At 68.4% G+C, this 20040-nt stretch carries 20 protein-coding genes; 11 read left to right on the top strand and 9 right to left on the bottom strand.

The window, feature by feature from the left end; genetic code table 11:
• Window positions 1-214 precede the first annotated feature (214 nt).
• The 4 genes from AB0F41_RS25675 to AB0F41_RS25690 form a co-directional block, all read right to left on the bottom strand.
• Complete coding sequence (locus AB0F41_RS25675; RefSeq protein WP_357428030.1) at window positions 215-1831, bottom strand: phospholipid carrier-dependent glycosyltransferase; 1617 nt, start codon at window positions 1829-1831, stop codon at window positions 215-217.
• Window positions 1832-2059: 228 nt separating this feature from the next.
• Complete coding sequence (locus tag AB0F41_RS25680; RefSeq protein WP_357428032.1) at window positions 2060-2521, bottom strand: nuclear transport factor 2 family protein; 462 nt, start codon at window positions 2519-2521, stop codon at window positions 2060-2062.
• Entirely contained in the window at window positions 2518-3144 is a 627-nt protein-coding gene (locus tag AB0F41_RS25685; protein ID WP_357428034.1) for a pyridoxamine 5'-phosphate oxidase family protein, read from the bottom strand. The genes AB0F41_RS25680 and AB0F41_RS25685 overlap by 4 nt, the downstream gene beginning before the upstream one ends.
• Window positions 3145-3146: 2 nt before the next feature.
• The gene (locus tag AB0F41_RS25690; protein ID WP_357428036.1) at window positions 3147-3536 is read right to left on the bottom strand and encodes a hypothetical protein; all 390 of its coding nucleotides are present in this window, start codon (window positions 3534-3536) and stop codon (window positions 3147-3149) included.
• A 93-nt stretch (window positions 3537-3629) separates the two neighbouring features.
• Here AB0F41_RS25690 and AB0F41_RS25695 point away from each other — a divergent pair, with 93 nt between their 5' ends.
• On the top strand, window positions 3630-4256 hold the full coding sequence (locus tag AB0F41_RS25695; protein WP_357428038.1) for a TetR/AcrR family transcriptional regulator: 627 nt from the start codon (window positions 3630-3632) through the stop codon (window positions 4254-4256).
• Entirely contained in the window at window positions 4253-5095 is an 843-nt protein-coding gene (rsmI, locus tag AB0F41_RS25700; RefSeq protein WP_357428040.1) for a 16S rRNA (cytidine(1402)-2'-O)-methyltransferase, read from the top strand. Before AB0F41_RS25695 ends, rsmI begins: the two co-directional genes overlap by 4 nt.
• A 33-nt stretch (window positions 5096-5128) precedes the next feature.
• Here the strand turns inward: rsmI and metG are convergent, their stop codons facing one another.
• On the bottom strand, window positions 5129-6694 hold the full coding sequence (gene metG / locus AB0F41_RS25705) for a methionine--tRNA ligase (RefSeq protein ID WP_357428044.1): 1566 nt from the start codon (window positions 6692-6694) through the stop codon (window positions 5129-5131).
• Window positions 6695-6975: 281 nt separating this feature from the next.
• Between metG and AB0F41_RS25710 the strand changes: the two genes are divergently transcribed.
• The 3 genes from AB0F41_RS25710 (at window position 6976) to rsmA (ending at window position 9092) form a co-directional block, all read left to right on the top strand.
• Window positions 6976-7809: a TatD family hydrolase gene (locus AB0F41_RS25710; protein ID WP_357428046.1), complete on the top strand. Its 834-nt coding sequence runs from the start codon at window positions 6976-6978 to the stop codon at window positions 7807-7809.
• Between the two features lie 151 nt (window positions 7810-7960).
• Window positions 7961-8146 (top strand): hypothetical protein, encoded by a 186-nt coding sequence (locus tag AB0F41_RS25715; RefSeq protein WP_357428112.1) that lies wholly within the window; start codon window positions 7961-7963, stop codon window positions 8144-8146.
• 64 nt (window positions 8147-8210) lie between these two features.
• On the top strand, window positions 8211-9092 hold the full coding sequence (rsmA, locus tag AB0F41_RS25720; RefSeq protein WP_357428048.1) for a 16S rRNA (adenine(1518)-N(6)/adenine(1519)-N(6))-dimethyltransferase RsmA: 882 nt from the start codon (window positions 8211-8213) through the stop codon (window positions 9090-9092).
• Here rsmA and AB0F41_RS25725 read toward each other — a convergent pair whose 3' ends face one another.
• On the bottom strand, window positions 9093-9302 hold the full coding sequence (locus tag AB0F41_RS25725) for a cation transporter (protein ID WP_357428050.1): 210 nt from the start codon (window positions 9300-9302) through the stop codon (window positions 9093-9095).
• 131 nt (window positions 9303-9433) lie between these two features.
• Here AB0F41_RS25725 and AB0F41_RS25730 point away from each other — a divergent pair, with 131 nt between their 5' ends.
• Both AB0F41_RS25730 and AB0F41_RS25735 read left to right on the top strand, forming a co-directional pair.
• A complete protein-coding gene (locus AB0F41_RS25730; protein WP_357428052.1) occupies window positions 9434-10405 on the top strand; it encodes a 4-(cytidine 5'-diphospho)-2-C-methyl-D-erythritol kinase in 972 nt (323 codons plus the stop codon).
• Window positions 10406-10571: 166 nt separating this feature from the next.
• Window positions 10572-12380, top strand: coding sequence for an ABC-F family ATP-binding cassette domain-containing protein (locus tag AB0F41_RS25735; RefSeq protein ID WP_357428054.1), 1809 nt, complete (start codon window positions 10572-10574; stop codon window positions 12378-12380).
• A gap of 9 nt (window positions 12381-12389) precedes the next feature.
• Here AB0F41_RS25735 and AB0F41_RS25740 read toward each other — a convergent pair whose 3' ends face one another.
• Window positions 12390-13226 carry an Abi-alpha family protein gene (locus AB0F41_RS25740; RefSeq protein ID WP_357428056.1) on the bottom strand — a complete coding sequence of 279 codons (837 nt, stop codon included), beginning with the start codon at window positions 13224-13226 and terminating at the stop codon, window positions 12390-12392.
• Complete coding sequence (locus tag AB0F41_RS25745; RefSeq protein WP_357428058.1) at window positions 13217-14539, bottom strand: hypothetical protein; 1323 nt, start codon at window positions 14537-14539, stop codon at window positions 13217-13219. Before AB0F41_RS25745 ends, AB0F41_RS25740 begins: the two co-directional genes overlap by 10 nt.
• Before the next feature lie 227 nt (window positions 14540-14766).
• On the opposite strand from AB0F41_RS25745, the gene AB0F41_RS25750 reads away from it, so the two are divergent.
• Together AB0F41_RS25750 and AB0F41_RS25755 are read left to right on the top strand one after the other, a co-directional pair.
• Complete coding sequence (locus AB0F41_RS25750) at window positions 14767-15825, top strand: Abi-alpha family protein (protein ID WP_357428060.1); 1059 nt, start codon at window positions 14767-14769, stop codon at window positions 15823-15825.
• Between the two features lie 340 nt (window positions 15826-16165).
• On the top strand, window positions 16166-16795 hold the full coding sequence (locus AB0F41_RS25755) for a nuclear transport factor 2 family protein (RefSeq protein ID WP_357428106.1): 630 nt from the start codon (window positions 16166-16168) through the stop codon (window positions 16793-16795).
• A gap of 45 nt (window positions 16796-16840) precedes the next feature.
• On the opposite strand, the gene AB0F41_RS25760 is transcribed toward AB0F41_RS25755, so the two are convergent.
• Entirely contained in the window at window positions 16841-18484 is a 1644-nt protein-coding gene (locus AB0F41_RS25760) for a peptide chain release factor 3 (RefSeq protein ID WP_357428062.1), read from the bottom strand.
• Window positions 18485-18779: 295 nt separating this feature from the next.
• Between AB0F41_RS25760 and AB0F41_RS25765 the strand changes: the two genes are divergently transcribed.
• Both AB0F41_RS25765 and pth read left to right on the top strand, forming a co-directional pair.
• Window positions 18780-19385, top strand: coding sequence for a 50S ribosomal protein L25/general stress protein Ctc (locus tag AB0F41_RS25765; protein WP_357428064.1), 606 nt, complete (start codon window positions 18780-18782; stop codon window positions 19383-19385).
• A 21-nt stretch (window positions 19386-19406) separates the two neighbouring features.
• The gene (gene pth, locus AB0F41_RS25770) at window positions 19407-19982 is read left to right on the top strand and encodes an aminoacyl-tRNA hydrolase (RefSeq protein ID WP_357428066.1); all 576 of its coding nucleotides are present in this window, start codon (window positions 19407-19409) and stop codon (window positions 19980-19982) included.
• The last annotated feature ends 58 nt before the right edge of the window (window positions 19983-20040 follow it).

A 20040-nucleotide genomic window follows, 5' to 3' on the forward strand; every position in this document is an offset into this window, starting at 1 on the left:
CGTGGCTTCGCCACATGCGCTTCGAGGGCTGACAGCAGACGCGGGCCGAACCCTTTCAGGGCCTCGCTGAACTCGGCACCGGGAAGGTGACCCATCCAATGGATTGAGCCCGGTTCGGATCGGAACCGGGTGGTGACGCTGGTGCCGGACCATGCGCTGTGTAGTGCGGGGTGGGTTCGCGGGGATCTCACGCTTTTATCCGGATGTCGTCGACTCATCTCCAGCTGGGTAGCCAGAGGTGGTCCTGCCAGTTGCCGGTGGTGATCGGGAGGCCGGTGAGGATCGGCCACAGCCAGATGAAGTTCGCGATCACGAGGGCCGTGTACAGGCAGACCGCCAGCAGGCCCAGGCTGTGCCTTTCGCTCGGTTCCGTCGGCGGATATCCCCCCGCCGCCCGCGTGGCCGGCCGGCGGACCGTGCCTAGTACATCTCCCAGCACCAGCGCCACCGCCATCACCAGGAACGGTGCCAGCGTCACCGCGTAGAAGTAGTACATCTGCCGGTCCAGGGTCAGGAACCAGGGCAGCAGCGCCGCACCGTAGCCGGTGAGCACCGCCGCGTACCGCCAGTCCCGGCGCACGATCCAGCGCCACAGCCCCCAGGCCAGCACCGGCAGCGCGATCCACCACAGGGCGGGCGTGCCGATCAGCATCACGGCTTTCACGCATTCGGTCTGCCCGCAGCCGGTGACGCCGTCGTCGGCGTAGTAGTAGAGCATCGGCCGCAGACCCATCGGCCAGGTCCAGGGTTTGGACTCCCACGGATGATGGTTGCCGGCCGAATTGGTGAGCTCGGAGTGGAATGTCAGGGTGCGGGAGTGGAAGTACCACAGCGACCGCATCGCGTCGGGCACCACATGCGACCAGAATCCGCCCGCCCCGATCCCGTCCTCCGGTGCCGACGGGTTCCCGGCCATGAAGCGGTAGACGGCGGTTTCCTCCCGGAACCAGGCGGCGTAGCTCGCGAGGTACACGCTCAGGGGAATCAGTACCAACGCGTAGAGCGCCGGTCCGATATCGCGGATCGCGGTTCCGGCCACCGGGCGGCGCACCCCGTAGGCGCGGCGTGCCGACAGATCGAAGAGCACACTCAGCAACCCGAACGCGGCGATGAAATACAGCCCCGACCATTTGGTGCCGCAGGCCAGGCCGAGCAGCACACCGGCCCCGAAACGCCACCAGCGCACACCCAGCCGTGGGCCCCACGGCGTTTCGCCGATCCGGCCCTCGGCGTCGGCCCGCGCCATCCGGGCCCGCACTTCGTCCCGATCCACGATCAGGCATCCGAACGCGGCGGTGACGAAGAAGGTGATGAATATGTCCAGCATGCCGATTCGCGACGAGACGAATGTCGCGCCGTCGGCGATCAGCAAGATCCCGGCCAGCGCGCCGAGCAGGGTGGAGCGGGTCATCCGCCGCACGATCCGGATGACCAGCAGTACCAGCACCGTGCCCAGCAGGGCCGCGGTGAACCGCCACCCCCATCCGTTGTAGCCGAACAACGCCTCGCCGAGCGCGATCATCTGCTTTCCGACCGGCGGATGCACCACCAGCCCGTAGCCGGGGTTGTCCTCGATCCCGCCGGTGAGGAACTGCCACCCCTGCGGTGCGTAATGCTTCTCGTCGAACACCGGGGTACCGGCATCGGTCGGATAGTTGAGCATGGTGAAGCGCGTGATGGCCGCGACCACCGTCAGAAACAGGCTGACCACCCATCCGCGCACGGTATCGGTGGGACCGAAATCGGGTGCGGGCCGCAGCGGAGCCGGACTCGACCAGATGTGCGGCGGCCGCCGGGGCGCACTCGGGCGCAGTTCGGTCAGCTGGGTCACGCTGAGAGTTTATGGGCTGTGTTTTCGGCGCCGCCTTCGGCGTCGCGGGTCGGGGCCCCTGGGGGTCCCGCCGTTCAGGCCTCGAGACTTGTGGCTTCGCCACGTCGCTTCGAGGCCTGAACGGCGGGACGGGCCCCGACCTTTGTGGGCCTCGCTGAACTCGGCGCCGGGTGCGGGGTGTTTGTCCGGGCACTCGGCGTCGGGGTCCGGCTCGGCCGGGGTGCGGCCTTACTCGAGTGGTATGTCCGAATCGTTCTCGTGTTCGGTGCGCGGGCCATGAATTCTGCGGTCGGTTTCGGCTATCGCGACATCGTTGATACTGGCTTCCCGGCGTCGCATCAGGCCGTGCTCGTCGAACTCCCACAGCTCGTTGCCGTAACTGCGCCACCATCGGCCCGCGGTGTCGTGCCATTCGTACTGGAACCGGACCGCGATGCGGTTGCCGCCGAAACTCCACAGGCTCTTGCGGAGTGCGTAGTCCAGCTCCCGTTCCCATTTGGCGGAGAGGAAGGCGACGATCTCGGTTCGTCCGGTGATGAACTGGTCGCGATTGCGCCAGACCGAGTCCGGGGTGTACGCGAGGGCTACGCGCTGGGGATCGCGGGTGTTCCACGCGGCTTCGGCGGTTCGAACCTTCTGTAGCGCGGTCGCCGCGGTGAACGGTGGGTAGGGGGGTCGTGCATCTGTCATGGCAACCTCTCGTCGGGGGGCCGGCCGGGCGTGGCCGGATGGGCGGCGAGCTCCGCCTCGAGCCGGTCGATACGTTCTCGCAGTGGTGCGGTGGCGGCCCGCAGATCGTCGGCGGTGTATCGCGGGGTGATGTATTTGGGGCAGTTCCAGTCGAAGGCCACCACTTCGACGGTCAGGAGCCCTTCGACCCGGCCGGCCGTCCGGTGCCGTTCCAGTTCCTCCGGTGCGGGGTCCGGGTCGAATCGGGCGTGGCCGAGCAGCTTGAGGCGTTTCCGGTTCGGATAGTCGACCGCGATGATCGCGACCCGGTCGTCGTGGTCGAGGTGCCCGGCGGTGATGTACTGGCGGTTTCCGGAGCTTTCCGCCCAGGTCAGTTGTGTGGGGCCGGTGACTTCCACGAAGCCGGGAGGTCCGCCGCGGTGTTGTACGTACGGCCAGCCGTTGCTGCCCGTGGACGCGAGGTAGAAGCTGTCGCGGCGCCGCAGGAAATCGGCTTCCGCCGCGCCCAGGCCGGTCGGCGCGGGCGCGGCGGAAAGCGCGTGTTCGTAGCGGTCGAATGAGCCCTTCCGGCGTTGGTGTGCCTGCTCTTCCGCTCCGAAAGCGAGCGCAAAGAAATGCCGCATGCTCAGAACGCCAGGATGGAATATCCGTTGGCGGCGAGGGTGCGCAGACTTGCCACGCCGGAGGTGCCCGGCAGCGGGTTGTCCTTGATCAGTTCGAGGCCGGCGGCCCGGGCGCCGTCCCCGCCACCGAACAGATCGCTGCAGCCACACGAGACACCGGCGATCGTATGGCGTACTGCCTGGTAGACCTCATATGCGGGATGTTCGGGGGATTCCAGCAGTTCGGGCCAGCGCGTGCCGGCGCCCTGGAATTGCACCCGGACTTCGTCGCCGGCCTGGTCGAAATCGTAGGCCGCGGCGAGCGCGTTGAACATGCGGCCGAGCGCTTCGTCACCGCCGTGTGGGTCGCTCATCACGAGAACCGCGGTCTTGGTCGCGTGGTCCGTATTCATTGATCTCTCCTCGAGAGCCGCGGCTGAGAACGGTCGTTCTCAGCTCGGTTGCTAGTGTAGGAGAACGAAGGTTCTCAACGCAAGGAGGTCGCTGTGCCGGAGCAGGGCGAGGCGGCGCAGGTGCTCGCCGCGGCCGATCGCTTGTTCAACGACCAGGGGGTGCAGGCGGTTGGGATGGACCGCATCCGCGATGCCGCCAAGGTGCCGCTGAAACGGCTCTACCGGCACTTCCCGTCCAAATCCGCGCTGGTATGCGCGGTGCTGGAGCAACGCGACCGGGATGTCCGCTCGGCGATCACCGAATATGTCGCGGGCCGGGCCGATACGCCGCGGGAGCGGATTCTGGCCGTCTTCGACTTTCTGCACGAGTGGTTCGCCGAACCCGGTTTCCGGGGATGTCTGTTCATCAACACGGTCGGCGAACTGGGCGGCACCTCCGACGAAGTCGGCCGGATCGCCCGCCGGCACAAAACAGCGATGCGTGACCATCTGGCCGAACTCGTCACCGCGGGCGGGTATCCACCCGCTCTCGCCGAGCAGCTCATGATCCTTGCCAACGGTGCGATGGTCACCGCTGTCGTGCAGGATGAGGGCCCCCGGGCGGCGCGGCAGGCACAGGCGGTGGCGGCGGTCCTGCTGTCCGCGGCCGAAGCGCAGGAGGTTGCGCCGGGAGGGCCGGGCCCGGTGCGGGGAAGCCGCGCCATAGACTCGGCACAGTGAACAGTGGGCTGATCCTGGGGGCGACACCACTGGGGGATATCGGGGACGCGTCGCCGCGGTTGCGTGCAGCGCTGGAGTCCGCGGATATCGTCGCCGCGGAGGACACCCGCCGCACGCGGTCACTGGCTACCGCACTGGGTGTGGAGATCCGGGGGCGGGTGGTGAGTTTCTACGACCACGTCGAGACCGCCCGAGTACCGGCGCTGCTGTCCGAGATCGCCGCCGGGCGGACTGTGCTGCTGGTAACCGACGCGGGGATGCCGTCGGTGAGCGATCCGGGATACCGGCTGGTGGCAGCCTGCGCGGAACAGGGGTTGCCGGTGACCTGCCTGCCGGGGCCGTCCGCGGTGACCACCGCGCTGGCGCTGTCGGCGCTGCCGGTGGACCGCTTCTGTTTCGACGGTTTCGCGCCGCGCAAACCGGGGCGTCGCAAGGAGTGGCTGGGAACGCTGGTCACCGAGCCGCGGGCGTGTGTTTTCTTCGAGGCGCCGCACCGGCTGGCGGACTGCCTCACGGATGCGGTCGAGGTGCTGGGTGGACAGCGGCGGGCCGCGGTCTGCCGGGAACTCACCAAGACCTATGAGGAGGTCGTCCGGGGCACGCTCGCCGAGCTGGCCGAATGGGCTGCCGAGGGTGCGCGCGGGGAGATCACGGTCGTCCTGGAGGGCGCCGCCGCGACCGTAACCGATCCGGAGGATCTGGTGGCGCAGGTGGAGGAACGGGCCGCGGCGGGGTTACGGCTCAAGGACGCCAGCGCGGAGATCGCCGAGATGGCGGGGGTTTCGCGGCGCGAACTCTACGACGCCGTGCTCGCGGCCCGGCGCGCGGCGCTGGACTGATACCCGGCCGCGCGGGGCGGCCGGGTACCGGGGTCAGTCCGCGGTCTCGGGTTCCACATAGCGCGGGAACACCGGTTCCGGTGCGGGCAGCGCGACGCCGGGTACCAGCGGTGTGGCGATATCGGCGAATTCGCGGCCCTGCTGCGCGAGCAGGTCCAGGATCTTCGCCGCCGAACCCGGAATCACCGGCTGGGTCAGGATCGCGACGATGCGCACCACCTCGAGGGTCACGTACAGCACCGTCGCCATCCGGGCGAGGTCTTCCTCGGTGCCGGATTTCCGCAGCGCCCAGGGGGCCTGGGCGCTGAAGTACCGGTTGGTTTCGCCGAGGGTCAGCCAGATCTGCTCGAGCGCCAGATGCATCTGCTGCACGTCGAATTCGGCCCGGCATCGCTCCAGCAGCCCGTTGGCGCGGTCGAGCAGCGCCCGGTCGTCGTCGGTGAACTCGCCCGGGGTGGGCACGGCGGCGCCGCAGTTCTTGGCGACCATGGTCAGGCTGCGCTGAACCAGGTTGCCGTACTCGTTGGCCAGGTCGGCGTTGATGCGGGAGACGATCGCCTCGTGGCTGTAGCTGCCGTCCTGGCCGTAGGAGATCTCGCGCAGCAGGAAGAAGCGCACCGCGTCCAGGCCGTAGGTGTCGACGAGGGTGAGCGGGTCGACGACGTTGCCGACCGACTTCGACATCTTCTCGCCCTTGTTGTACAGGAACCCGTGGACGAAAACCCGTTTCGGCAGTTCGATACCGGCCGACATGAGGAAGGCGGGCCAGTACACGGTGTGGAAGCGGGTGATGTCCTTGCCGATGATGTGCACATCGGCGGGCCAGTACTTCGCGAAGGCGGCGGAATCGGTATCGGGGAATCCGACGCCGGTGAGGTAGTTGGTGAGCGCGTCCACCCAGACGTACATGACGTGATCGGGATGATCGGGGACCGGGACACCCCAGTCGAAGGTGGTCCGCGAGATCGACAGATCCTGGAGTCCGGCCTTCACATAGCTGACGATCTCGTTGCGCCGGGTCGCGGGGGCGATGAATTCCGGGTGCTCGTCGTAGAGGGCGAGGAGTTTGTCCTGGTAGGCCGAGAGCCGGAAGAAGAAGTTGGATTCCTCGGTCCAGGTGACCGGGGTTTTGGATTCGGTGGAGATACGGCTGCCGTCGTCGAGCAGCGTGGTCTCCTCCTCGGTGTAGAACGCCTCGTCGCGCACCGAGTACCAGCCGGAATAGCTACCCAGGTAGATATCGCCGTTGTCGAGCATCCGCTGCCAGATGGCCTTGCTGGCGATCTGGTGATCGGCGTCGGTGGTGCGGATGAACCGGTCGAAGGAGACGTCGAGGGTTTTGTCCATCCGCTCGAACGCATCGGAGTTGCGGGCGGCCAGATCCTCCACCGGGATGTTCTCGGCGGCGGCGGTCTGCTGCATCTTCTGACCGTGCTCGTCGGTTCCGGTCATGAAGAACACGTCGTACCCGTCGAGCCGCTTGAACCGGGCGAGCGCGTCCGAGGAGATGTACTCGTAGGCGTGCCCGATATGCGGCGCACCGTTCGGGTACGCGATGGCCGTGGTGAGGTAGAAGGCGGGACGATCGACTGCGCTCATGGTGTGTTGATTCCATCATGAGGACCGCGGTGAACCCGACTCGACTGCGTGTTCATGCCCTCAGAGGGTACTGGCAGGGGTGCGCGGGCCGGAATCGAATTCGCACCGGGTACCACGGTCGCGGTGCGCGGGGAGGACGCAGGCGCCACGCCACGGGGCCGGGAGCGGGTCTCTACTGTGGTGCGCGTGCCTCTTCTCGATCGTGTGCGTGCGCCCCGTTCCGCCCGCGTGGCGGACTCTGCCCTGTTCGCCGGCCCGCTGCGGCGCCGGAAGTCCGGGCGATGACCGCGAAACGTCCCGCGCCCCCGCTGCCCGAGCCGCTGACCCCGCTGGTCGACGCGCATACCCATCTCGATGCCTGCGGCGCCACCGATGCCGCGTCGGTGGCGGAGATGGTGGATCGGGCGGCCGCGGCCGGGGTCGGCCGGGTGGTGACCGTCGCCGACGATCTGGAGGCCGCCCGCTGGGCGGTACGCGCGGCCGGCTGGGACGACCGGGTGTACGCGGCGGTCGCCCTGCACCCGACCCGGGCGAACGCACTCGACGACGCCGCACGAACCGAGCTCGAGAAATTGGCGGCGGATCCGCGGGTGGTGGCGGTCGGGGAGACCGGGCTGGACTACTACTGGCCGGGCAAACTCGAGGGGTGCGCGGATATCGACACTCAGGTCGAGGGTTTCCGCTGGCATATCGACCTGGCCAAACGGATCGGGAAACCGCTGATGATCCACAACCGGGAGGCCGATCACGATCTGCTGACCGTACTGCTGGACGAGGGCGCCCCGGAGACGGTGATCTTCCACTGTTTCTCCTCGGACGTGAATATGGCGCTGTCGTGTGTGGCCGAGGGGTACGTGCTGAGCTTCTCGGGGACGGCCAGCTTCAAGAACGCGCACGAGTTGCGGGAGGCGGTGAAGGTGGTGCCCGATGATCAGTTGCTGGTCGAGACCGATGCCCCGTATCTGACGCCGCATCCGTACCGGGGTGCGCCGAACGAGCCGTATTGCCTGCCCTACACCGTGCGGGCGGTCGCCGGACTCCGCGGGCAGGATCCGGCGGAGCTGGCGGAGATCAGCACGGCCAACGCGAAGCGCGTCTATCGGCTGGCGGGCTGAGAATACTGTCGGCCGCGTGTGTGAGTTGAAACACAGTTTCCCGGATCGCATCGCGTCTAGCTGGGGTCCGGCGCCGATTCGTATCGGGTGGCGAATGAACCGGCCGGTTCCGGTTGTCGTCGGCCGTAGCCTTCGTTATCGTCCCGTTACCGTGTCACCCTTTGCGAGGATCAACTCCTCACGTTCGCCCCTGCTGTACATGGTCATCGCCGCTGTACTGCTCACTCTGATCGTCGGCGCCGGCGCGGCAATCGCCACGCACGACACCGGCAGCGACCGGGCCCATTCGGCTCCGGCCGCGGCGGTGCACGTCCCGGACGTGCCGCAGGCTGCCTGAGTTCTCACTCCCACCGGGCCTGTGCCCGGAATTCCGCCGCGCACCGGGTTGGTAGGTTTTCCCGGTGTCGGATGCCGAGATGATGGCGCGTGGTGAGGCTGCTCTGCTGGGGCCCGCGCAGGTGCGCGAACTGGCCGAGCGGCTCGGGGTGCGCCCGACCAAGCAGCTCGGACAGAACTTCGTGCACGACGCCAATACCGTCCGGCGGATCGTGACCGCCGCCGGGGTCGGACGCGCGGATACCGTTCTCGAGGTGGGGCCCGGGCTCGGCTCGCTCACCCTCGCGCTGCTGGATGTCGTGGACACGGTGATAGCGGTGGAGATCGATCCGGTGCTGGCCGGGCAGTTGCCCGCCACGGTCCGGGAGCGGGCCGGTGCGCTGGCCGACCGGCTGACCGTGGTGCCGGGCGACGCGCTTCGGGTACGCGCGGACGCGCTGCCCGCGGCCCCGACCGCACTGGTGGCGAATCTCCCCTACAACGTCGCGGTCCCGGTGCTGCTGCATCTGCTCGCCGAATTCCCCACCCTGTCGACCGCGCTGGTGATGGTGCAGGCCGAGGTCGCCGACCGGCTCGCGGCCCGGCCCGGCAGCCGGGTGTACGGAGTGCCCAGTGTGAAGGCGGGTTTCTACGGGACGGTGGCCAAAGCGGGGGCGGTGGGCCGGCAGGTGTTCTGGCCGGTACCGCAGGTGGAATCCGGACTCGTGCGGGTGGACCGGTTCGCCGAACCGCCGTGGCCGGTCGACGAGGAGCATCGCGCCCGCGTCTTCGAGGTCGTCGATATGGCCTTCGCGCAGCGCCGCAAGACATTGCGCGCGGCCCTGGCGGGCTGGGCGGGTGGCCCCGCGGAGGCCGAGCGGCGGCTGGTCGCCGCCGGAATCGCTCCGGCCGCCCGCGGGGAGACCCTGGATGCCGCGGCGTACGTCCGGCTCGCCGCGCAGTCCTGATCAGCCGGCGATCTCGTACCCCGCCTCGTCCACGGCGGCCGCGACCGCGGCGTCGGAGATCTCGCTCTCGCCCGCGACCACGACCCGGCCCGATTCGAGGTCGACATCGACGCCGGTGACTCCGTCGATCTTGCCGATCTCGGATTTCACCGACTGCACGCAGTGGCCGCAGGTCATGCCGGTGACGGTGTAGGTGCTGGTGGTGGGCATTGGCGTCTCCTTCGTGCGGGTCCCTCGTGGGACGGTATCGCCAATATACCCCCTGGGGGTACTAGACGGCAACGGCCGGGACCCCGGCATCGGCTGCCCCCGGGCCGGAGCAGCCGTTAGGCTGGGTCACCGTGCTGTCCGTTGTGCCCAGTCCTGTCACCGTGCGGGTGCCCTCGAAGGTCAACCTCCATCTGGGAGTGGGTGACCTGCGCGCAGACGGCTACCACGAGCTCACCACCGTGTTCCAGGCGCTGTCGCTCGCCGACGATCTGGAGATCGCGCCCGCCAACTCGCTCACCCTGCGGGTCACCGGCGAGGGCGCCGCGGAGGTTCCCACCGACCGCACGAATCTCGCGTGGAAGGCCGCGGTACGGATGGCCCAGCTCGCGGGGCGTTCGCCGCTGGTGGAAATCACCATCGACAAAGGCATCCCGGTGGCCGGCGGGATGGCCGGCGGCAGTGCCGACGCGGCCGCGACCCTGGTCGGGCTGAACGAACTGTGGGAGATGGGCCTGCACCGCGACGAACTCGCCGCCGTGGCCGCCGAACTCGGCAGTGACGTCCCCTTCGCCCTGCACGGTGGTACCGCGCTGGGCACCGGGCGCGGCGAACGGCTGCTCCCGGTGTTGTCCCGCAACGCCTTCCACTGGGTGCTCGCCCTGGCCAAGGGCGGTCTGTCGACCCCCGAAGTATTCACCGAACTCGACCGCCTGCGGGTTCAGGGCAACCCGCCCCGGCTCGGTGAACCGCAGGAGCTCATGCAGGCCCTGGCCTCCGGTGACGCGAAACAGCTCGCGCCGCTGCTGGGTAACGATCTGCAGGCCGCCGCCGTCTCGTTGCGCCCGGAACTACGCCGCACACTGCGCGCGGGAGTCGAGGTCGGCGCGCTGGCCGGGCTGGTATCGGGTTCCGGACCGACCTGTGCGTTCCTCTGCGATTCGGCCGATTCGGCGGTCGCGGTGGCGGCGGAACTCTCCGGCGCCGGGGTGGCGCGCAGCGTCCGCACGGCCACCGGACCGGTGCCGGGAGCCCGGGTGACCAACCAGGAGGAACCGCCCCACCCGGTACCCGAACCGCCCGCACCCGGCCCGCGACGCGCCTGATCCCTTCCCGCGCCGATCGGCCGCGATACGCCGGTCGGCCGATCGGCGGACGGGCCGCACTCACCCCGCACCGGTATCCGGTGGCGCGACCGGCCCGCTACCGGCGGCTCGATAGGCTGAGCCGAGCCGCGGCGCGCGCGGTACGAAGCCGGAGGCGGAAGGATTCATGTCCAACCTGATCAACCTCGAGCAGGTCAGCAAGAGTTTCGGGATCAAGCCCCTGCTCGACGGAGTGTCGCTGGGAATCCACGCGGGCGACCGGATCGGGGTGGTGGGCCTCAACGGCGGCGGAAAGACCACCCTGCTCGAGGTGCTGACCGGGATCGAGGAGCCCGACGCGGGCCGGGTCAGCCGGCTCGGCGGACTGCGGCTGGCCGTGGTGACCCAGCGTGGGGTGCTGCCGGAGAATGCGACCATCGGCGAGGTGGTACTGGCCGGATTGGCCGAAGATGCCCCCACCGGCGATATCGCCGAGCACGAATGGGCCGCCAACCCCCGGATCCGGTCGGTCCTCGACGGTATCGGTATCGCGGACCTGGGCCTGGACACCAAGGTGACCAATCTGTCCGGCGGGGAGCGCCGGCGGGTCGCGCTGGCCGCCGCGCTGGTCCGGGAACTGGATCTGCTGGTTCTGGACGAACCGACCAACCACCTCGATGTCGAAGGTGTGCAGTGGCTGGCCGAACATCTGCTGGCCCGGCGCAGCGCGCTGGTGGTCGTGACCCACGACCGCTGGTTCCTGGACACCGTCGCCACCAACACCTGGGAAGTGGTCGGCGGGCAGGTGGAAACCTACGAGGGCGGTTACGCCGACTGGGTGTTCGCCCGCGCCGAACGCGCGCGTCAGGCCGATGCCACCGAAGCCCGGCGCAAGAACCTGGCGCGCAAGGAACTGGCCTGGCTGCGCCGCGGTCCGCAGGCCCGCACCTCCAAACCGCGCTACCGCGTCGAGGCGGCCGAGGCGCTGATCGCCGATGTGCCGCCGCCGCGCGACAGCGTCTCGCTGGCCGCGTTCGCGAAGAAGCGGCTGGGGAGGGTGGTGGTCGAACTCGAGGACACCACGCTCACCACCCCTGACGGCCGCGAACTGGTGCAGGATCTGACCTGGCGCCTCGCGCCCGGCGAGCGGGTGGGCCTGGTCGGGGTGAACGGATCCGGGAAGACCACGCTGCTGCGCGCGCTCGCCGGTGACGAGGAACCGGTGGCCGCGGGTCGCCGGATCCAGGGGCAGACCGTGCGGATCGGCTGGTTGCGGCAGGAACTCGACGATCTGCCCACCGATATGCGGGTCCTGGAGGCGGTGCAGGAGATCGCTATGCGCATCACCCTCGGTGAGGGCAGCAAAGCGCTGGAGCTCTCGGCCGGACAGCTCGCCGAACGGCTGGGTTTCAATCCGGCCCGCCAGCGCACACCGGTCCGCGACCTCTCCGGCGGTGAGCGCCGCCGGTTGCAGTTGACGCGAATCCTGATGTCGGAGCCGAATATGCTGCTGCTCGACGAGCCGACCAACGATCTCGATATCGATACCCTCCAGCAGCTCGAGGATCTGCTGGACAACTGGGCGGGCACGCTCGTGGTGATCAGCCACGACCGCTATCTGATCGAACGGATCTGCGACACCACCTGGGCGCTGTTCGGCGACGGCAAACTGACGAATCTGCCGGGCGGTATCACCCAGTACCTGGCCCGGCGGGCCGAACTCGGCGGTGGGCCTGCGGCGCGACCGGCCGGGGGGCCGGAGGCGGCGGCGCCCCGGACCGATTCCGCGGCCTACCGCGCGGCGCGTAAGGAATTGACCCGCCTGGAACGGGCCATCGACAAACTCGGGGAACGCGAGGCGGCGCTGCACTCCGCCCTCGCCGCGGCCGCGACCGAACCGGACAAGCTGGTCGGCCTGGGCGCCGAACTGAAGGACGTCCAGGCGGAGAAGGAAACCGCCGAGGAGCGGTGGATGGAACTGGCCGAGCAGGTCTGACCCGGCGGGTCAGCGGATGCCGGCGGCCGGTCCTTCTTCGCCCGCGATCGGCAGGCTGGCCTGGACGAATTCGCTGCCGAACGGGGTGAGCGCGATACCGCGATGCTGGAGCCGGCCGCGGCCGCCCGCTTGTTTCAGCAGATCGGTGACGGCGCTCTGGGCCTCCAGCAGCTGATAGCGCTCGGGGGTGCCCACCGCATCGGGTATCGCCTCGAGCAGGCCGATACGGCGGAGGTTGGCGAGATAGCGGTGCACCCGGTCGGGATGGCGTAGCCCGGCATTCTCGGCGATCATGCTCATCCCGAGATCAGTGGGCGTGATGCGTGGTTCGGCGGTACGCGCACCCCGCCGCGACGACCGCCCGCCGCGGACGGTCACCGCCGGTTGCGGTCCCTGCACCCGCAGCAGGCGCAGGATCCGGGCCTCGTCGGAGGTGAGTTCGGCGAGGATCCGGGCGAACGCCGGATGGCCCTCGTCGGGGTCCTGGGGACTGGCGGCCAGCCGCAGTAGCGCGGCACCCTGTTCGCGCAGCGATCGTTCGCTGCGGGATCCGCCGGGCGTGTTGGCGTCGGACGCGGTGACCCCGAGCGCCGAGCGCAGCGCTTCGCGGACCTGTCGCGCGGCCGCGGTGCGGATCTCGGCCGGGGGTAATCCGGCCATACTGCCCCGCACCACCGTTTCGGTGACATCGAGGGCCGTATGCACGCCCCACGAGGCGGTACCCGAGACCGCCGATACCGCGACGCGCGCGACGCCGCCGACCGCGCGCACCGTGGCGGCCGGTCCGCCCGGCGCGTGCGGCCTGTTCGATGTGCCGGTCTCCTCCGGCTCCTGGTTCACAGCCATGTCGTCGCCACCCCCGTTCCGAAGACCAGGATATGCGCGTAACCCGCGAACAGGCCGAGCACGCCGCCGTGTACGAAGAGCAGCCACTCGTCCTGTTTGATCGCGGCGCGCAGCATATCGACGAAATCGTTGGGCGACAGTCCGGACATCTGCTTCGAGATATAGGCGCTGATCTGCTTGCCCTGCCGCTGGTTGAAATCCTCGTCGGCGAAGGCGAGCGGCGCGATGGCCATCGCCTCCGAGGTGAGGGTCTGGGTCAGTGACCGGTAGTCGCGGCTGCCGAGGACCAGTTTCACCGCGCCGCGGGCCGGGCCCAGGGCGCGGTCGGCGGCGGGCCGCAGCGTGTCCTCGAGCATCTGCAGGGTGCGGTCGGATTTCGGGCCGTTGAGCAGTTCGTCACCGATATTGGCCACCGTCATCACCTGGGTGGAGACGAGTTCGGCATAACCGGCGGTGATTTCGTCCTGCCGCTTGATCAGCAGGCCCTGCCGCCAGGGGCACCACCATTTCGGCTCGGCGGGAGCGAAGATCATATTCAGGCCCACCCAGTTGACCACCCAGCCGATGATCACCCCGCCGATCGGCAGTACGGCCAGTGTGGGCCAGCCGGTCACGTGCAATATTCCGACCAGCACCACACCCATGGGCGCGCCGAAATAGAGGCCGAAATTCTGCATGAACCGCAATTCCTTGGCGCCCAGCACCTGGAACAACTGATTCAGCAGCTGCGGGCGGGCCTGGAAATAGCGGATGACCATCTGTTTGACATCCAGCAGTTGATCGATGTTCGCGCCGAGTTCCTCGGTGAGTTCGCGCAGAATATCCGGCAGTTGCTGGCGCACCCGGGCGTGCACCATCTCACGGACCTGGGTGGGGAGGTTGTACCAGAGCTGCGGATGGTCGCGACGCAGGATGTTCTCGACGATATCGCGGATCTGCGCGTCGGCGGTGCCGGCGAGATGCTCGGCCAGCGCGTCCGGCTCCAGTTCGCGATAGAAATCGGTGACGCTGCCGAGTTTCGAAAGACCTTTGTCGACCGCGATACTGGCCATCTTGTCGGCCCGCGACGGCACGATGCCCTGCCAGCCGAACCGGCCGTCGTCGCTGAGCAGCGGCAGGATCTGGATCCGCTTGGGCAGATACGGGTACAGGTAGCGCAGACCGGGAACCCGCATACCGTGAAATGCGATCGGCCGGAACAGCATCAGTACACCGGTCCAGTTGGTGATGTAGCCGATGACGCCGGTGAACAGGGGAATCGTGATCAATTCCAGGAGGATCGTCGGGTGCACCCCGAACACACTCTCCAACACGGCACACCCTCCTGCTCCGGTGCTCGCAGCCGCACCGGGACCTCAAAATTAGCACCACCGCCCGGCGCCCATCGCCCCGCGACGGTCCGCGGTGTCTTCAGCGCATCCGGGTACGGCACATTAGTGTCTCAGACGTGGGCCGGATTCACGGTCCGGCGCCGGGCGATCACGGTGAATGGGCAATAATCGGTGAGCGGATTCGTTCATCTGGCGATATCGGAGTAGACGTGGCAGACGACAGGACCGGACAGGAGTTCCCCCGGGCCGGTTCCAGGGCCCTGGACCGGAGCTCGCCGACCGCCGCCGACCGGAGTTCCGCACCGGAAACCGGGCGGCGCGCCACCGGTAACGGCCTGCGGTCCGGCGCCACCGATGCCACCCGCCGCCGCGCCGCGAGCGACCCGGTACCCGGCGCCGCCGGTAGCGTCGTGCGCCGTCCGCCCTCCAGCGTCGAACGCAGCGCCGATGTCGAACAGCACCAGATCAGCAACGAGGCGAGGCTCATCCGCGGAGTGTTCCGGGCCGCCGGCCTGGCGGCGGGCAGCGTGGTCCGCGGCGGCCAGTGGGCGGTGGAGACCTCCTACGAGGTCACCCGGGAGATCACCCAGGCGGCACTGGACGGCGAATCCTCCGCCGAGATCGCCGAACGCACCGGCAACGCGCTGCGTTCGATCGCCCGCAGCGCGCTGGGCGTGACCGAGGGCTCGGTGCGCGAGATCGTCAGCTACGTCCCGACCGGGCAGACACCCGCCCAGCAGACCGTCGCGGTGGGCTCCTATCTGCGTTCGTCCACCGTCGCCGAACTCCGGAAACGTGGTGACGCGCTGCTGGCCCGCTCCGCGGACGTGTACTTCACCGAAGAGGTGCATCCCGCCTACGACCGGATCCTCGACGAACTGGCTCCCGATGAGGCCCGGGTGCTGCGCTATATGGCGCTCAACGGGCCGCAGCCGACCGTCGATGTGCGGACCAACCGCCCGCTGGGAATCGGCTCGGAGCTGATCGCCGGCGGGCTGACCTCGGTCCCGGAGCAGGCCGGGGTGCGGTACATGGACCGCGCCCGCTCCTATCTGATCAATCTCAGCCGGCTCGGGCTCACCGAGAATTCCGATGATCCGGTGGTGCTGAGCCGGTATATGGTCCTCGAGGTCCAGCCCATCGTGGAGGCCGCTCTGAAAAAGGCCGGGCGGGCGCCGAAAATCGTGCGCAAAAGCCTGCGGTTGACCGAGTTCGGCGAGGATTTCTGTCGCACCTGCTTCACTATCGGCAACGGCGACCGGCCCTGATTTCCGGGCCACCGAAAGGCTGCTCCGGCTGATCTACCAGTGCTTTTGTTGTGCTGACCGGGTGAAACCCGGAGCCGTGATACCGCTGTCGCTGTATAGCAATCCGATGCAGATCTGAATAACCTCCCTATTTGTCCATTTCAGGTGGGATGGTGGAGATATGGACCAGGGCGAGGAGCGCAACGATCCCGGGCCGCGCCCGGGTGGCTTTCCGCGGCGGCCGGGCCAGAGCAGTGAGAACATGGCCTTCTCCGGTGCCGCGCTCGCTGCCGCGCTGGGAGCCGGACTCGATGTCTCGCTCCCACCGCGGCTCGAGCCCGATGCCGAGGTGCCGTTGACGATGGGGCCGTCACGGCCGAATGATCAGCGCCCGAAATCCGCGGGCGATCCCGACGATGTCCTCGCGATCCATCGCCTCAAATTCCGGTATCTGCGCGCCCTGGACACGAAACTCTGGGACGATTTCGCCGATACGATGATCCCGGAGGCCACGGCCACTTACAGCGAATATCTACAGTTCGAATCCCGGGACGCATTTCTCACATTCATGCGCAATACGCTCGGCCCGCATGTGATCACCGAACACCGATGCGATCATCCCGAGGTCGATGTGAACGGAGATCGGGCCAAGGGGATCTGGTACCTGTCCGATACGGTGCTCATTCCCGAGAACAATATGCTGCTGCGGGGTGCCGCGTTCTACACCGACGATTACATCCGGTGCGAGGACGGGCAGTGGCGAATCTCGCATACCGGTTATCAGCGCACCTACGAGGTGGTGCTCTCGCTCAGCGATCTGCCCAGCCTGCGGCTGACCGCCAACCGGTGGGGGCTGATCCAGCAGGCGAGCGGGGTCGAAGCCGTCGAACGCGACCCCCGGGATCACCCCGGTGCGAGCGAGCGTCCGGAGCCCGAGCGGACCGGCGTCGACGAGGAGTATCCGGGTCCCGATGAACGGGCGGTGGGCTGACCACCGATACCGGCGCGGGGGTCGGCACACCGCCCGCGGCGGGTCCTAGTCGGCGGCGGCGACCAGCGGTTCGAGCGTGAGTTCCGGCATTTCCTTCCGGATGTACTGGAATCGCCACTTATCGCTGAACACCGCCAGGATCGCGCCGTCGGTGCGGGTGAACACCTCCACGCCGCGCTGGCGGTCGAGTTCGGCCGCCGATTCCGCGTCGGTCCGCCGGGCGATCGTGTAGGCGAGGTGATCGAGCTGGGTCTCGACGCCGAACTCGCCCTGCATCCGGGCGGTCACCACCTCGAACTGCATCGGCCCGACCGCGGCCAGCACCGGAGAGGCGTCGCCACGGGCGTCGTTGCGCAGCACCTGCACCACGCCCTCGGAGTCGAGCTGATCGATCGCCTTGCGGAACTGCTTGTATTTACCCGCGCTCTGGGCGCGCAGCGCGGCGAAGTGTTCGGGTGCGAACGAGGGGATCGGCGGGAACTCCACCTTCTTGTCCACGAACAGCGTGTGTCCCGGCGCCAGCGCTGTCGCGTTCACCAGGCCGACGACGTCGCCGGGATAGGCGGTATCGACGGTGGCGCGCTCGCGGCCGAACACCGTCAGCGCGTACTTCGTGGCGAACGGGCGGCCGGTCTGGGCGTGGGTGACCACCATGCCGCGTTCGAACTCACCGGAGACGATCCGCATGAACGCCAGCCGGTCGCGGTGGGCCATATCCATCCCGGCCTGCACCTTGAACACGACCGCGCTGAACGGGTCCGCGGGTTCGCGCGGGGTGCCGTCGGCGGCGGCGCGGGAGCCGGGTGCCGGTGCGAGGGACACCAGGGTTTCCAGCAGTTGCCGGACGCCGAAGTTCAGCATGGCCGAGGCATAGATCACCGGGGAGGTCTGGCCTGCCAGGAACAACTCCTGATCGTGATCCTGGCCTGTGGCCGACAGCAGTTCGCTCTCCTCGGCCGCCGTCGTCCACGCCGCGCCCTCCCGCGCCTCGGCGGCGTCCGGGCCCAGTGATTCCTCCGGCGCGATGGTGGCGCCACCGGCGGTCCGGGTGAAGTGGATGTACTCCCCGGCCGCGCCGTCGGCTCCGCGGCGCAGCAGTCCGCGGAAATCGCCCGCGATGCCCACCGGCAGGAACAGTGGCGTGGGAGTGAGGCCGATCCGCTCCTCGATCTCGTCGAGTAGTTCCAGCGGGGCCCGCCCGGGACGGTCCCATTTGTTGATGACGGTGATCACCGGGATGCCCCGGTGGCGGCAGACCTGGAACAGTTTCAGCGTCTGCGGTTCGAGGCCCTTGGCCGCGTCGATCAGCATCACCGCGGCGTCCACCGCGGTGAGCACGCGGTAGGTGTCCTCGGAGAAATCGGAGTGACCGGGGGTGTCGACCAGGTTGATGACGTGGTCGATATCGGATCCGGCGGCGCGGTAGTTGAACTGCAGGGCGGTGGAACTCACCGAGATCCCGCGCGCCTTCTCCATCTCCATCCAGTCCGACACCGTCGATTTCCGGCCCGCTTTGCCGTGGATGGCGCCGGCCTCCGAAATCTTGCGGGCGTGCAGCGCCAGCGCCTCGGTGAGGGTCGATTTACCCGCGTCGGGATGGGAGATGACGGCGAAAGTGCGGCGCCGCGACACCTCGGCGGCCAACCCGCGCGCGGTGGGCGCGGCGGAGCCCTCGGTGGAGGCGGTCAACGGAAAAACCCTTTCGGCGAGGCGGGGGAGATGGCAACCTGTCCAGGGTACGTGACGCTTCTGACCGGCTTTCGTCGTGTCGCTCACCACCCGATTCAGGACTTATGCGGCGGCTGAGTTACAGTGTTCGGGTTGTCTCGGCGAGGGTTCGCATTTCTGCGGCACCGTGATCGACGCGGCCCGGCTCACGGCCGTCTGCGTTCGGTTTTTCGCCTGACGAGCAGACCACCGACCAGGGGCGCGATATCCCTGGCACCGCCCATACGCCCGGTAGAGCCGTAGGAGTTATCCAGTCATGTCCGACGTCAACCTTCTCGAAGCGACGATCCGCACCGAGTTCGGCAAGGGCGCCGCGCGCCGCACCCGCCGTGCGGGCAACGTTCCGGCGGTCCTGTACGGGCATCAGGCCGACCCCCAGCATCTGTCGCTGGACGCACTGTCCTTCGCCGCGATCCTGCGCCAGCACGGCACCAACGCGGTGCTGAACCTGAATATCGACGGCAAGAAGCAGCTCGCGCTGACCAAATCGGTCGTGGTGCACCCCATCCACCGCTACATCGAGCACGCCGATCTGCTGATCGTGAAGCGCGGCGAAGAGGTCACCGCCGACGTTTCCATCACCGTGACCGGTGAGGCCGCCCCCGGCACCCTGGTCACCCAGGACGCCACCACCGTCACCGTATCCGCGGACGCGCTGAACATCCCCGAGTCGCTCGAGGTCTCCGTGGCCGGCGTCGAGGCGGGCACCCAGATCACCGCCGGTGACATCGCGCTGCCCAAGGGCGTCAGCCTGGCCGGCGATCCCGAGGCCCTCGTCGTGAACATCGTCGAGGCCCGCGCCGCCGCCGAGCCGGAGACCGCGGCCGAGGGCGAAGCCGCCGAAGGCGAGAGCGCCGAATAACACTCCGCACGTAGCGCCGCGATGGCCGATACCGCGCCGGCGCTCGTCGTCGGCCTGGGTAACCCGGGTTCCGGCTACGAGCGCACCCGGCACAATGTGGGCTTCCTGGTCGCCGACTCGCTCGCTGAGCGGGTCGGCGGCCGGTTCACTGCGCACAAGAAATCCGGTGCCGATGTGCTGCAGGCCCGATTGGACGGGCGGCAGGTCCTGATCGCGAAACCGCGGTCGTATATGAATCTGTCCGGCAAGCCGGTGGCGGCACTGGCGCGCTTCTTCTCGGTACCGCCCACCGAGGTCGTGGTCATCCACGACGAGCTGGATCTCCCCTTCGGCGAGATCCGGCTCAAACGAGGCGGCGGTGAGGGCGGGCACAACGGCCTGCGCTCGGTGTCCGGGGCGTTGACCACCAAGGACTATCTGCGCACCCGCATCGGTATCGGGCGCCCGCCGGGCCGCCAGGACCCGGCCGATTTCGTCCTGAAGCCGTTCTCCGCGGTCGAGCGCAAAGAGCTCCCGGTGGTGGTCGAGCAGGCCGCCGACGCGGTCGAACTGCTGCTGCGAATGGGTCTCGAGGCCGCACAGAATCGCCTGCATTGAAATTTGGGTGGCCTGTTCGCGAAGGTGATTTCGGAACGGCCGTTCGCGAAGGTGTTTC

This window comes from Nocardia sp. NPDC024068 (assembly GCF_040638875.1).
Classification (GTDB): domain Bacteria; phylum Actinomycetota; class Actinomycetes; order Mycobacteriales; family Mycobacteriaceae; genus Nocardia.

Coding starts and splice junctions, on each gene's coding strand:
- AB0F41_RS25710 (WP_357428046.1), top strand. CDS start 6,976: ATGACCGCGAAACGTCCCGCGCCCCCGCTGCCCGAGCCGCTGACCCCG.
- metG (WP_357428044.1), bottom strand. CDS start 6,694: ATGAGCGCAGTCGATCGTCCCGCCTTCTACCTCACCACGGCCATCGCG.
- AB0F41_RS25725 (WP_357428050.1), bottom strand. CDS start 9,302: ATGCCCACCACCAGCACCTACACCGTCACCGGCATGACCTGCGGCCAC.
- AB0F41_RS25680 (WP_357428032.1), bottom strand. CDS start 2,521: ATGACAGATGCACGACCCCCCTACCCACCGTTCACCGCGGCGACCGCG.
- AB0F41_RS25735 (WP_357428054.1), top strand. CDS start 10,572: ATGTCCAACCTGATCAACCTCGAGCAGGTCAGCAAGAGTTTCGGGATC.
- AB0F41_RS25755 (WP_357428106.1), top strand. CDS start 16,166: ATGGGGCCGTCACGGCCGAATGATCAGCGCCCGAAATCCGCGGGCGAT.
- AB0F41_RS25765 (WP_357428064.1), top strand. CDS start 18,780: ATGTCCGACGTCAACCTTCTCGAAGCGACGATCCGCACCGAGTTCGGC.
- AB0F41_RS25685 (WP_357428034.1), bottom strand. CDS start 3,144: ATGCGGCATTTCTTTGCGCTCGCTTTCGGAGCGGAAGAGCAGGCACAC.
- AB0F41_RS25690 (WP_357428036.1), bottom strand. CDS start 3,536: ATGAATACGGACCACGCGACCAAGACCGCGGTTCTCGTGATGAGCGAC.
- pth (WP_357428066.1), top strand. CDS start 19,407: ATGGCCGATACCGCGCCGGCGCTCGTCGTCGGCCTGGGTAACCCGGGT.
- AB0F41_RS25740 (WP_357428056.1), bottom strand. CDS start 13,226: ATGGCTGTGAACCAGGAGCCGGAGGAGACCGGCACATCGAACAGGCCG.